The organism is Ruminococcus sp. AF17-1AC (assembly GCF_003461385.1).
In the GTDB taxonomy this organism is placed as follows: Bacteria; Bacillota; Clostridia; order Oscillospirales; family Ruminococcaceae; genus Hominimerdicola; species Hominimerdicola aceti.
Genome location: NZ_QTWZ01000004.1, coordinates 17,521 through 30,192, shown reverse-complemented (window position 1 = coordinate 30,192; position 12,672 = coordinate 17,521). Strand labels below are relative to the sequence as shown.

Below are 12,672 nucleotides of genomic sequence, written 5' to 3'. Positions count from 1 at the left end.
TATAATATTATATATGCTTTCTGTCAATTTCATTATAAAGCTTTGTTAAAAACTTGTCAACCGCAGAGAGCGTTTTTTAACATTTATTTAACATAAAGCGAAGGCATTTACCTCTTGACAATGCCGATATACTCTGTTATAATCTTATATGTTTAATGCTTACTTCTGCCGCCGGGTAGAAGTTTTGCGTCGGACCTGCTGTCGTTAGGCTTTAAAAGACAGCGGTGTTCGGCGTTTTTTTGTGGGATAAACGGAGGATAAAAATGAATAGAAATTCACATCTTAGGGACTTTGCCAGATATGCTTCTCTGAACGTTCTCGGAATGATAGGTGTATCGTGCTATATCCTTGCGGACACGTTCTTTGTCGCAAAGGGCATGGGTGCAGACGGTGTTACTGCACTGAATATCGCCATTCCGATATACAGCCTTATCCACGGCACCGGACTTATGATCGGCATGGGCGGAGCGACAAAGTTTGCAATATACAAAAGTCAGGAACGTGACGAAGCAGGAAGCAGAGTTTTCACCTGTGCACTGCTTATGGCTCTGGTGCTTGGAGCGATATACTTTTTGGGCGGAGCGTTTTTCTCAATGCCACTTGCAAAGCTTCTTGGTGCAAAGGGCAGCGTTGTGGGCATGACTAATACCTACCTAAAAGTGCTTATGATGTTCGGACCGTTCTTTTTGCTTAACGACACTTTCAACTGCTTTATAAGAAATGACGGAAACCCAAAGCTTTCAATGGCAGCAATGCTCACGGGAAGCTTTTCAAATATAATCCTTGACTATGTGTTCATTTTCCCGCTGGATATGGGCATTTTCGGAGCTATCCTTGCAACAGGGCTTTCGCCTGTTATAAGCCTTTGCATACTGAGCATATACAAATTCCGCAAAAAGAACAGCTTCCATATCATCAAGGCAAGGCACGAAGGGAGAACTTTTGGCGGCATATTATCCATAGGCGTGCAGTCGCTTATAACTGAGCTTTCATCAGGCATCGTAGTGCTTGCGTTCAATATAATAATACTTGGTCTTGCAGGCAACACAGGCGTTGCAGCTTATGCGGTGATAGCGAATACCTCCATTGTGGCGGTATCCATATTCACCGGTATCGCACAAGGCGGTCAGCCGCTTATCAGTGCTGCTCACGGCATTGGCAACAAAGACCGTCTTAGAGCAGTGCTGAGATATTCTATTATATCACAGCTTGTAATAGCGCTTATGGTTTACCTTGCTATTGCATTTTTCACAACGCCTATCGCCGCTATATTCAACAGCGAGCATATTGACTCTCTTCAGCGCATGGCAGAGGACGGCATGAAAATATACTTTACCGGATTGTTTTTCTCAGGCTTCAATATAATAATATCTGCATTTTTTGCGGCTTCTGAAAAGATCATACCAGCCCAGACCATCACCGTATTAAGGGGCTTTGCTCTTATCGTGCCAATGGCTTTCATTATGTCCAAGGCAGCAGGATTAACCGGCGTATGGCTTGCTTATCCTGTCACGGAATTTATCGTAGCGGCAATATCCATAATATTCTATATAAGAAACAGACACAAGACATAAAACAAAGGGCAAAGTATCAGGCTTTGCCTTTTTATTTTTGCGTAAAGCTTGAAAAAAGTTGATTTTTATGCTATCATAAAGAATAGTGATTAATTTTGCGGAGGTCAACTGACAAATGATAAATGCAAGCGGCAACACGCTGATAATAGATATAAGGGACGAGCTTTCTTTTGAGTATGGTCACATTGACGGAGCAGTGAACATCCCTGCCGAAAAGCTTGATAAAAGCGACCTGCCAAAGGACAAAAAGCTTCTTATCTGCTGTAAAAGCGGACTTATAAGCGACACTGAGGCCGAAAAGCTTCGAGAGCTTGGCTATGACGCCGAAAACCTAGAGGGTGGCTACTATGGCTGGCTGAGAGAAAAGCTTTCCAAAGAGGTCGTAGAGGATATCTCACAGGACGCTGAGCGGAGCATACAAAAGAAATTCCGCAAGGAGATATGGAACAGATTCACACAATCTGTGAACGAATATGAGCTTATAAAGCCTAATGACAGGATAGCGGTGTGCATATCGGGCGGCAAGGATTCAATGCTCATGGCAAAGCTCATACAAATGCTTCACCGCCACAGCAAGTTCCCTTTCGAGGTAAAATATCTTGTTATGGATCCGGGCTACAGCCCTGCAAACCGTGAGATAATCGAGCGCAACGCAAAGCGGCTTGGAATACCCATAACAGTGTTTGAGTCTGATATTTTCGACTCTGTATACAATGTGGAGAAAAATCCATGCTATCTGTGCGCACGAATGAGAAGAGGTCATTTATACAGCAAAGCACAGGAGCTTGGCTGTAACAAGATAGCACTTGGACATCACTATGATGATGTTATCGAAACTATACTGATGTCGATGCTTTACGGCGGACAGATACAGACCATGATGCCGAAGCTCAACAGCACGAATTTTGAGGGCATGCAGCTTATAAGACCGCTCTATATGGTAAGAGAGGACGACATAAAAAGGTGGCGTGACTATAATGGGCTGCGTTTCATACAGTGTGCCTGCAAGTTCACCGACACCTGCACCACCTGCGCACCTGACAGCAGGACAGTATCAAAGCGTATGGAGATAAAACAGCTTATTGCAAAGCTAAAGCTTGTTAATCCGCAGGTGGAATACAACATTTTCAAGAGTGTGGAGAATGTTATGCTCAATCAGGTCATTGCATACAAAGATGACGAGGGCAGACACGGCTTTTTGGAGAGATTCAAAGAGGAATAAAAACTCATCAGCCACAAGCGGCGAAACAGGCGACCAAAGGTCGCCCCTACAAAAAATCATCGCCGCAGGCGATACCTTAATTCCTCATTCCTCACTTATCTATAAGGTGGCATAATAATGATATTTCTATTTCTTCTGCCCTTTTATCTGGGCGTATCATCATACATGATGTTCCGATTTTTCTACTGGATGAAGCACTGCAACCACAGATTTAACTGGCTGCGTTTCAAAGTGCCTTTTGCAGTGGTCTACCTTTTCATGGCGCTTTCGCCTGTTATAGCTTTTCTGCTTCCAAAATCCGCCGTTGCTATCGTCATAAGGCGAATTTCTACATACTGGATAGGCATTATGCTCTACTCGCTCTTGTATGTGGTGCTTTTTGACCTGCTAAGACTTATCGCAAAGCACACGAAGCTCAAAAACACGCTGCTTTTTTCTCGTGGAAGCGTTATTTCCATAGGTTCGGTGGTTGTGGCTTGTGCGGTGGCGACCTGTCTTTACGGCATTTTCAATGCACGAAACATCAAGGTGAATGAATACAGCGTAACTGTCAACAAGTCCTGCGGCAGTGACAAGCATTTAAAGGCTGTGCTTGTGGCTGACCTGCACATGGGTTACGCTATCGGTGTAGACCACATCACAAATATGGTTGAGAAAATAAACCAGCAGGACGCTGACATTGTTATAATAGCAGGAGATATTTTTGACAACAGCTATGACGGCATGGACGATCCCGAAGGTATAAAGGCACAGCTCAAGTCCATAAAGAGCAAATACGGCGTTTATGCTGTCTATGGCAATCATGACATTGATGAAAAGATACTAATGGGCTTCACATTCGATTGGGGCGGCAAGCAGCTTAATAGTGAAAAAATGACAAACTTTATAAAAGAGTGTGACATAAAGCTTATCAATGATGAGTCTGTTTTGATAAACGATGAATTTTATCTTGTGGGCAGGCGTGACACTGACAAGCCCGGCACTGAGGACGGCACTCGTACTGAGATATCAGAGCTTACTAAAGATCTTGACAAAACCAAGCCGATATTTGTGCTTTCCCACGAGCCTGATGAGCTTCAAAAGACCGCTGACGCAGGTGCGGACATAGATTTCTCAGGTCACACACATGACGGGCAGCTTTTCCCAGGCAATCTGACAATAGGTCTTTTCTGGGAAAACCCATGTGGCATGATAAAGAAAGATAATATGTACTCCATTGTCACCTCTGGTGTTGGTGTATACGGCACTTTCATGAGGGTAGGAACTGACGCTGAGATATGCTCTGTAGATATTGATTTTGCAGGTTAAGTTATATAGTAAAAGGTCTGTCACTTGATTTTGGTGACAGACCTTTTTTATGCTAAACAATATCTTTTTCAAAAACGGCTTTGATATTCATATCACCATTCACCTTAGCTTTTATCTCCGATTGACTATTATCGCCCTTTACGCCCTCCCAATGGTCAAAATGCCAGCCTGATTTTGCTTGTGCGTTCAATTTTATCTCACAGCCGTCAAAATATGTGCCGCTATAATCACTTTCTATTTCAACGCCCCCTATCAGAACGCTTCCCTGCTCGTTATCCGCTGATATCTTCACTGTTCTGCGCTCATAATAGTCAAACTCTCTTTCAAGATAGCCAAGCACTTTATCATATCTTCCCTCAATAAAATTCTGCCAACGTATTATCATAGGGTCTGTAGCTTTCGCAAGGTTTGCCCATGTTGGAAAACGGTCGAAATAATTATCAAGCTCGCCGTAATAGATATTCTTATAATATTCGAGATACTCCCCGAACCGCTCCGCAGTAAAGTTCACGCTTCCAAGCTGACACATTGCCGAGGTGAGCTTCAAATCGAATTCTTCGTTATCTATAAGGCTGCAAAGTATTCCGCCAAACTTTGTATAGCTTTGGCTTCTAAGATACGAGAACATATTTGTTTCCAGATCCTTCTCGTTATAATGCGAGCATGACGATTCCGTATCGAAAAGCACAAAGCGCCATCTGCCATCTGCATAGCTATTGCCCTGCTCTATGGTTCTTGTGCGCCAGCAAGCATAGTTGTTCTGCGGCCAATCGTCATTGAAGATATACATTTCTGTGGCGGCATACTCCACAAGGGTATCCATATCTATCATTGCGCAGGCTTTGCGATAATTCTCCTCAATGGACATATCGTTTTCTGTGATAAACTTATACATATCATTGAAAAGCTTTTCGTCCTCAGCCTCACCCTCGCTCAGCTCATCATTTTTATACATGACAACGTTGCTTTTTGCAACATTGTATCTATCCGCAAAATATCTGTCGCTGTAATCCGACTGCAAGGTATAAAGTCCCCAGTATTCACCGTCTATAAACAGCACGCAGGCTGTCCCCTGCTGAGTTTCAACACCTCTGCCTGACACCATATTTTGTATCATCATGTCCTTGAACTTTGAATAATTGGCGTCATTTCCGCCGTTTCTAAGCACAAAGGTCTTGCATGAAGTGATAGCCTCGCCGTTTACATCTGTAAAGCTATCCCAGAAAGCTGTATCAAAAGAGCTTTTGCCGTAATCGTTTCGAGCATAAAGCCTGAACGACTTTTGATAATCCGCCCTGGACCAGCCGCCTTGTATCCTTATGCCGCAATCCTGAGAAATAAGGCTGTTGCCCTCGCTGTCGAAATACTCAACATAACATTCTTTTTCCCACTCTCTGCCACGCTGATTATAGTTTGCAGGGATAGAGCCGTTCCAAGGGTGGTCGGGGTTTTCTTCGTCATATTCTTTGTATACGTCCCCAAGACAGTAAATGCCCGTTTTTTCGTTGAAAAGCCCGTCAGGATCGGTGGTAATGGATACTATAGGCAGATCGTTATGATCTGCACTTGAAACGTCCACAAAATAAGTGGCAGTAACAGTTTTTCCGCACTTTCCGCTTGTACCCTCTGCGCAGGCTCTAATGACAGTGCCTTTATCAACTGCGCTTTTGTCAGGCAGTTTTATGATGTCACGATAATCAAGTTGTATCTTCATAGGGTCATAAGCCGAAAGGACATTTTCATCATCTGACCTGTCGTCAATTCTCAGGGCATTTTCATAGACCTTTCTTGTGTCCGACGTGGCAGGGTCGGTGCCGTCGGTGGTATAATACACCGTCTGACTCTCTCCTGCGGTTATCTCAAGGTCAAAAGCCTTTTCATAGCTGCCTGCCGCCTGAGAAAACGCAGGTGTATCGCCGATAGTTTTCTCTGCATTCGCCGCAAGAGGTGTAGGCTCTGAAACGTACATTTCACCCTTGGCATTTTTAGAATAGCTCACGCCCTTGTTAAGCTTAGGCAATTTTATGCTCTCACACTGAAGCGAGTCATATTTCAATATTATCTCCGCTTCGCTGACCTTGCCTATGCTGAAATCAGCGTGAGGAAAATCAGCATTTTCAAAGCCTGCTGACGAGCAGTATACTATTATATAGTCATGGGCTTTAATGACATATCCGCCCAAAGGCTGATCTCCACCGCCATTTTTTGAAAGCGAAAATCCCGTAAGAGACATATCTTTATTCGTGGGATTATATATCTCTATCCAATCGCTTGGTTCTCCGTTTTTGTCCTGCATAGCTGTTTTCTCAGATGTTTCACTGTTTGAAGGGCATATCTCGCTTATATATATTTTCGGCGGTCTTATTATCACCGCAGCAAGCATTACAACCGCTGCCACCGCCGCAAGACAAAGCCCTATCACGGAAACCCTTTTCAGTCCCAATACGAAACCTCCCGCTCTGCAATATTACAAATATCATTATAGCCTTTTTTCACATTTCTGTCAACCAACTGCAAAACATACAAAATCCATGGGGATTTTCTCTGTGGCTTTTACTATTTCTACAATCCTTTTAACTTTTACTTGACAAACTTTTACGGCTGTGCTTTAATAGAGTAGTAGGGTAAAATCCCCGTAAATACGAAAGGAATGGTACATATATGAAGTTAAGAAAAGTTCTGGCACTTGCCGCTGCAGCGGTAATGGCTGTGGCTGCTCTTGCGTCATGCGGCGTTAAGGAGGACTCCTCAAACGATTCAAAGGCAGGCGGCTCATCAGAAAAACACTATAAGATAGGCATTGTGCAGATAATGGAGCATACATCTCTCAACACTATCAGAGACGCTGTTATCGACAGACTTGCAGAGCTTGGCTATGTTGACGGCAAAAACTGCACTATCGACGCTCAGCAGGCTAACAATGAGTCAACAACTGTTCAGCAGATACTCGACCAGTTCAAGGCTGACGGTGACGATATCATCATCGCTATCACAACACCATGCGCACAGCTCGCAGCTCCATACTCTGAGGAGATACCAGTAGTATTCTCCGCAGTAACAGACCCTATCGGTGCAGGTCTTTGCGACTCGCTTGAAAGCACAGGGGCAAACATCACAGGCACATCTGACAAGCTCGCTATCACAAAGATACTTGACTTTGCGCTTGAAATGAAGCCTGAAATAAAAACTCTCGGTTATCTTTACAACACAGGCGAGGACAACTCAGTTTCTACCCTTAAAGAAGTAAAGGCTTACTGTGAGGAAAAGGGCATCACTGTTATCGAAGGCGCTGCTTCAAACACATCTGAGGTTCAGGAAGCTGCTCAGAACCTTGCCGCAAAGTGCGACGCTGTATTCTCACCTAACGACAACACTATCGCAGGCGCTATGGGTACAGTTACAGAAGTTATGAACAAGGCTAAGGTTCCAATGTTCGTTGGCGCTGACTCAATGGTAATGGACGGTGGTCTTGGCACTGTTGGTATCGAGTATTCCGACCTTGGTAAGGAAACTGCAAACATGGCAGCTCAGATTCTCAGCGGTGAAAAGAAGGCTTCCGAGATACCAATAAAGGTATTCAACGAAGACCTCAGCACTTATATCAACAAGACAACTGCTGACACGATCGGTATCACTATTCCTGACGATATTGCAAACGGAGAAAAGACAGTTTACTTTGATTAAACTATTGCAAAATCAAAGCAAACATAGTATAATAGTAGGGAGCGGGACTTTCGCTCCCTGCTATTTTTTATTGAAAGGAAAATTATATGAAACTGAATAAGAAAACAGTTATCTCGCTTATACCGAAAGCTGTGCTTTTGATCTTACTTCTTGTGATAATAAACACTCAGCTCACGGAAAGCGTTGTTACGGGAACATTTGAAAAGGGTCTTGTTTTTGCTATCCTTGCACTTGGAATATTCATCTCATTCAGGATACTTGATATCCCTGACCTGTCGGTAGACGGAACTTTCACCCTTGGCGTTGCAGTATCAGTTATGCAGGCTTTCAACGGCGACCCTATCAAGGGCATACTGCTGTCAATAGTTGCAGGAGCTATCGCAGGAAGCGTGACGGGAATACTTATCACAAAACTCAACGTTCAGCCTATACTTGCGGGAATAATCACAATGACGGCTCTTTACTCCATAAACCTGAAAATCATGGACAGACCTAATATTTCACTCTATAAGAAAGATACTATATTTACAATGGCTCAGAAATATTTCGGCGACTATTACAAGCTTGCGGCGGCAGGTATCGTGCTTATTATTGCGGCGGCACTACTTTTCTGGTTTCTTAAAACTCAGGCAGGAATGTCGCTTAGAGCCACAGGCGACAACGAATATATGGTAAGGGCTTCTTCAATAAACTCAGACAGAATGAAGATAATGGGCTTTGCCATCGCAAACGCTTTGGTATCCCTTTCAGGCGCAATGTACGCTCAGTATTCCTCGGCAGGCGACTCAAACAGCGGTACAGGTATGCTTGTGGTAGGTCTTGCTTCTATCATTATCGGTGAGATATTCTTCAGCAAGCACTCTATCCTCTGCGGAATACTTGCGGCGATATTCGGTGCGATAGCATACAGATTCGTTCTTGCTTTTGCAATGAATCTCGGTATGGACAGCAACTACACAAAACTTTTCTCAGCCTGCATAGTTGCCCTTGCTATCTCTCTGCCTGCTATCAAGAAGTATATCACAAAGGCATACAAGCGTGTATGCAGTGACAAATAGGAGGTTTAAAATGCTTAAGCTTGAAAATATAAACATAACCTTCAACAAGAACACTGCCAACGAGCGTAAGGCGCTCCAGCACATAGACCTTGATGTGGCTGACGGAGATTTCGTTACTGTAATAGGTTCAAACGGTGCAGGAAAATCCACACTTATGAACGTTATCAGTGGCAGCTACGAGGCTGACACCGGCAAGATATTCCTTGACGGAAAGAACATCACTCACCTAAAAGAGCATCAACGTGCAAGAACTATAGGCAGGCTTTTCCAAGACCCGCTGAGAGGAACTGCGCCAAACATGACCATAGAGGAAAATCTCGGCCTTGCCTACAGTCGTGGAAAGCGTCGTTCGCTGACTATCGGTATCAGGAAAAAGGACGTTTCAGTATTCAGAGAAAGGCTCAAAGAACTTGACCTAGGTCTTGAGGACAGAATGAAAATGCCTGTGGGCTTGCTTTCCGGCGGACAGCGACAGGCGCTCACATTGCTTATGGCGACTATCGTTACACCAAAGCTTCTGCTTCTTGACGAACACACTGCGGCACTTGACCCTAAGACCGCAGAAAAGGTCATGAGGATAACCGAAAAGATAGTAAAAGAAAACGCGCTGACTACTCTTATGATAACACACAATATTTCAAATGCCATTGAATACGGCAACAAGACTATCGTAATGAGCCAAGGCAAGCTGCTTCTTACTATCGAGGGCGAGCAGAGAGCAAACATGACGGTGGAAAAGCTTATGAAGCTTTATTCCGACACCGCTGAGGACGAACTTTCAGACAAGATGATACTTCAAGAATAATCAGACATACAAAAAGCTGCGGAGCGAAAACTCCGCAGCTTTTACTTTTGTTCTTTCACATAAGACTAAACATATGTTATATCTATTCCTGCGATCTTTGCTCTGCCCTTTATGATAAGGATCTTTTCTTTTTCATCATAAGCTCCGTTAGGCTGGTCTATTCCGCCAAGAACGCAGTCGGCTTCCACATTTATGCCCCAGTTCTTCGGGATATAAAGCTCCACTCCGCCGCAAAGCACATCAACATTCAGCTCGACTTCGTTTCCTGCCATATCGGCAGAATCAAAATACACCTCCATACCGCTGTAACGGCAGCTTATGTCAACTCTTTTCAGCACCTTTGAGGTTATATACTTTGTGCAGCCTGAAAATTTTGCGTCGATACGCACATATTCCCCGTTGTCTGAGGACTTATCCCATGCAGGATTATCGGTAGTGTGGGTGGTCCACTTGCTTTGGGTAAACCTGTAGCGGTAAGGGAAAATAAATGAAAATCCCACGCTGAGAAGCAGTGCCGCACCCAAAACAGGCCATGGTGTGAACTTCTCGATACCGAGAGTTTCGTCAAAGAGTATCGCCATGATAGCCATAGGGAAGAATATTCCCCAGAAGTTAAGGTGTCTGACGCTCGTTACGATAACAGGAACGAGGAGCAGTGAGATCACAACGCTCCACACGCTTACACTTCCAAGCAGACCTGTGCGGTCAAGGATAAGCGCAACGCCTGCAAGGATAAAGAACAAGCCCCATATAAGATTTTTGTTTTTCATAGAAATCTCCTTTCTCCAAGTCTGAGCTTCAAAAGCTTGTAATAGCTTCGTGAGGCGTAAAGCTGTTTGTGAGTGCCTGCAAAGCTTATAAGGCTTGCAGAGGTTATGTTTCGCTCAACGGAATAGATGTGCTTTACATTCACGATTGCTGATTTTGACACTCTCACGAATTTTCTCGGAAGTATCTCTTCAAGCTCGAAAAGCTTCATTTTCACCTGAAAAACGTCGTCAGAGGTATGAGCGTTAAGATTATGTTCCCCTGTTTCAAAAAACAGTATGGAATCAAGGGGAGGATAGAACTGAACTGCGTCTTTGAAAAAAGCTATCTCAGGATCGCCCTCTGCCGACTCCGCCGCCCTTTTCATTTTAAGCACACGTTCATCGGGCTGGGCGCACCTTATGACTATCTCGTCTTCAGACATATTCTCGTCTATCTCTATCCTGACCTTCACGCTTTCACCCCCTGTTTTATCTGACAGCCTTATTATAATCTATTTTTCTTTTCATGTAAACCCCTTTTGGCTGACAGGTGCAGATTTCTATGCAAGAGGTAAATTTTATGGTCCAAAGGGGTGCTGACCATGCAGCACCCCTCGATTTAGTTTTTTACCAGTAGCTTGCCTCGCTGCCTGTGCCATTTTGCATATATTTGTATATGAGTTCAAAAAGCTCGCTGTTGTCAACATTGTTTTGTTCCATATAATCCACAACGCCCTGAGCGGTAAGACCGCTTGCATAGTCGCTTTTTCTAAGCACCATTGCAAACTCTGCAGCAGAGCAAGCCTTTGCAAAATTCTGTGACACAGCCTCTGTATAGTCAGAACACATAACAGACTTGTCTATAAGCTTGCTTTCGCTCGCCTCCGGGTCTTTATACCTCACTGAAACTGTGAGCATTTCTCCGCTGAGCTCGTTGGTTTCAGCCTTGCTCTCGTTATCCTGATATTTCAGCGACTTTTCATTGCCGTTATTTGGCACTATCTCATACAAAACCGTGACCTGCTGACCCGAGCCGATATCGCCTGCGTCCTTTGTATCGTCCTCAAAGTCCTCATCATTTAGAAGTCTGTTTTCATAGCCCACCAGCCTGTATGCTGAAACATTTTCGGGATTAAACTCTATCTGCACCTTTGCGTCCTTTGCGACAGTGAAAAGCGTTCCGCTCATTTCTGTTACAAGCACTCTTTTTGCTTCGTCAACGCTGTCAATATAAGCATAGTTTCCGTTGCCGTTATCAGCAAGAGCTTCAAGCCTGTTATCCTTATAGTTTCCTGAGCCGAAGCCAAGCACTGAGAGATATACCCCTGAGTCACGCTTTTGTGATATAAGGTCGGTAAGCTCTTCTTCACTTGACAGACCAACGTTCAGATCGCCGTCAGTTGCAAGGATAACTCTGTTGTTGCCGCCCTCTATGAAATACTCCTCTGCAAGCTTGTAAGCTGTGGTAATTCCTGCCGCACCTGCTGTCGAGCCGCCTGCTGACAGGCTGTTAAGTGCTGAAACTATCTCCTCGCTGTTGTCGCCACTTTCGCCCTCAAGAACAACGCTGTCGCTGCCTGCATAAGTGACGATAGAAACTCTGTCATCAGCCCCAAGGTTTTCAGCAAGCATTGAGAAAGCCTGCTGAACAAGAGGAAGCTTATCCTCGTCCTCCATTGAGCCGCTCACGTCTATGAGGAAAACAAGGTTTGTAGGAACGTCCTTGACCTTTGCTTCCCTTGCCTGAAGCCCCACAAGCATAAGCTTTGCTTCATTGTTCCAAGGACAATCGGAAAGCTCGGTATTTATAGACACCGCGCCCTCCGTAGGCTTTTCATAGTCATACTTGAAATAGTTTATGAACTCCTCTGTTCTCACAGCGTCAGGGTCGACCTCCCAGCCATCATTTATCATTCTTCTCACGTTTGTGTAGGAAGCCGTGTCAACGTCTGTGGAAAAGGTGGAAAGCGGTTCGTCTGAAACGAGCTTATAGCCGTTTTCCGTCAGATGGTTATATTCCTCGGTATTGTAACCCCCTCCTATATTCGCCGTGCCGTCAGTATCTCCGGCTGTAACATTGCTGTATCTGTAGTTTTCCGCAGTTGTTCTTTCATTGTTATAGCTGCCGCTCTTTCTGCTCTCCGAGCCGTCATAACCGCTTCCGCATGAAGCAAGCATTGTCGCCGTCATCATAAGCGACAGAGTCATGGTCAAGTTTCTTTTTATGCTGTTTGAAGTTGTCTTTTTCATAGCTGTCATCTCCCGTAAAATA

10 protein-coding genes are annotated in these 12,672 nt (G+C 44.4%); 6 read left to right on the top strand and 4 right to left on the bottom strand.

From position 1 onward, the window contains the following. Positions 1 to 263: 263 nt before the first annotated feature. From DWW81_RS03950 to DWW81_RS03940, 3 genes are all read left to right on the top strand, one after another. Entirely contained in the window at positions 264 to 1,574 is a 1,311-nt protein-coding gene (locus DWW81_RS03950) for an MATE family efflux transporter (RefSeq protein ID WP_117896776.1), read from the top strand. A gap of 115 nt (positions 1,575 to 1,689) precedes the next feature. Next, positions 1,690 to 2,796 carry an ATP-binding protein gene (locus DWW81_RS03945; protein WP_117896775.1) on the top strand — a complete coding sequence of 369 codons (1,107 nt, stop codon included), beginning with the start codon at positions 1,690 to 1,692 and terminating at the stop codon, positions 2,794 to 2,796. A gap of 117 nt (positions 2,797 to 2,913) precedes the next feature. Next, entirely contained in the window at positions 2,914 to 4,104 is a 1,191-nt protein-coding gene (locus DWW81_RS03940; protein WP_117896774.1) for a metallophosphoesterase, read from the top strand. Positions 4,105 to 4,156: 52 nt separating this feature from the next. On the opposite strand, the gene DWW81_RS03935 is transcribed toward DWW81_RS03940, so the two are convergent. After that, positions 4,157 to 6,547, bottom strand: a complete 2,391-nt coding sequence (locus DWW81_RS03935; protein ID WP_117896773.1) for a CotH kinase family protein — start codon at positions 6,545 to 6,547, stop codon at positions 4,157 to 4,159. 218 nt (positions 6,548 to 6,765) lie between these two features. On the opposite strand from DWW81_RS03935, the gene DWW81_RS03930 reads away from it, so the two are divergent. The 3 genes from DWW81_RS03930 to DWW81_RS03920 all read left to right on the top strand — a co-directional run bounded on the left by DWW81_RS03930 (position 6,766) and on the right by DWW81_RS03920 (position 9,651). Continuing rightward, positions 6,766 to 7,788 (top strand): ABC transporter substrate-binding protein, encoded by a 1,023-nt coding sequence (locus DWW81_RS03930; RefSeq protein WP_117896772.1) that lies wholly within the window; start codon positions 6,766 to 6,768, stop codon positions 7,786 to 7,788. Between the two features lie 86 nt (positions 7,789 to 7,874). After that, entirely contained in the window at positions 7,875 to 8,846 is a 972-nt protein-coding gene (locus DWW81_RS03925) for an ABC transporter permease (RefSeq protein ID WP_117896771.1), read from the top strand. Between the two features lie 10 nt (positions 8,847 to 8,856). Further along, positions 8,857 to 9,651, top strand: a complete 795-nt coding sequence (locus DWW81_RS03920; RefSeq protein WP_022286550.1) for an ATP-binding cassette domain-containing protein — start codon at positions 8,857 to 8,859, stop codon at positions 9,649 to 9,651. A 65-nt stretch (positions 9,652 to 9,716) separates the two neighbouring features. On the opposite strand, the gene DWW81_RS03915 is transcribed toward DWW81_RS03920, so the two are convergent. The 3 genes from DWW81_RS03915 to DWW81_RS03905 all read right to left on the bottom strand — a co-directional run bounded on the left by DWW81_RS03915 (position 9,717) and on the right by DWW81_RS03905 (position 12,650). Then, positions 9,717 to 10,421 carry a hypothetical protein gene (locus DWW81_RS03915; RefSeq protein ID WP_117896770.1) on the bottom strand — a complete coding sequence of 235 codons (705 nt, stop codon included), beginning with the start codon at positions 10,419 to 10,421 and terminating at the stop codon, positions 9,717 to 9,719. Then, positions 10,418 to 10,873: a LytTR family DNA-binding domain-containing protein gene (locus DWW81_RS03910; RefSeq protein WP_038670617.1), complete on the bottom strand. Its 456-nt coding sequence runs from the start codon at positions 10,871 to 10,873 to the stop codon at positions 10,418 to 10,420. The genes DWW81_RS03915 and DWW81_RS03910 overlap by 4 nt, the downstream gene beginning before the upstream one ends. A 154-nt stretch (positions 10,874 to 11,027) precedes the next feature. Then, entirely contained in the window at positions 11,028 to 12,650 is a 1,623-nt protein-coding gene (locus DWW81_RS03905) for a von Willebrand factor type A domain-containing protein (RefSeq protein WP_117896769.1), read from the bottom strand. Positions 12,651 to 12,672 lie beyond the last annotated feature (22 nt).

Coding starts and splice junctions, on each gene's coding strand:
- DWW81_RS03950 (WP_117896776.1), top strand. CDS start 264: ATGAATAGAAATTCACATCTTAGGGACTTTGCCAGATATGCTTCTCTG.
- DWW81_RS03945 (WP_117896775.1), top strand. CDS start 1,690: ATGATAAATGCAAGCGGCAACACGCTGATAATAGATATAAGGGACGAG.
- DWW81_RS03940 (WP_117896774.1), top strand. CDS start 2,914: ATGATATTTCTATTTCTTCTGCCCTTTTATCTGGGCGTATCATCATAC.
- DWW81_RS03930 (WP_117896772.1), top strand. CDS start 6,766: ATGAAGTTAAGAAAAGTTCTGGCACTTGCCGCTGCAGCGGTAATGGCT.
- DWW81_RS03925 (WP_117896771.1), top strand. CDS start 7,875: ATGAAACTGAATAAGAAAACAGTTATCTCGCTTATACCGAAAGCTGTG.
- DWW81_RS03920 (WP_022286550.1), top strand. CDS start 8,857: ATGCTTAAGCTTGAAAATATAAACATAACCTTCAACAAGAACACTGCC.
- DWW81_RS03915 (WP_117896770.1), bottom strand. CDS start 10,421: ATGAAAAACAAAAATCTTATATGGGGCTTGTTCTTTATCCTTGCAGGC.
- DWW81_RS03905 (WP_117896769.1), bottom strand. CDS start 12,650: ATGAAAAAGACAACTTCAAACAGCATAAAAAGAAACTTGACCATGACT.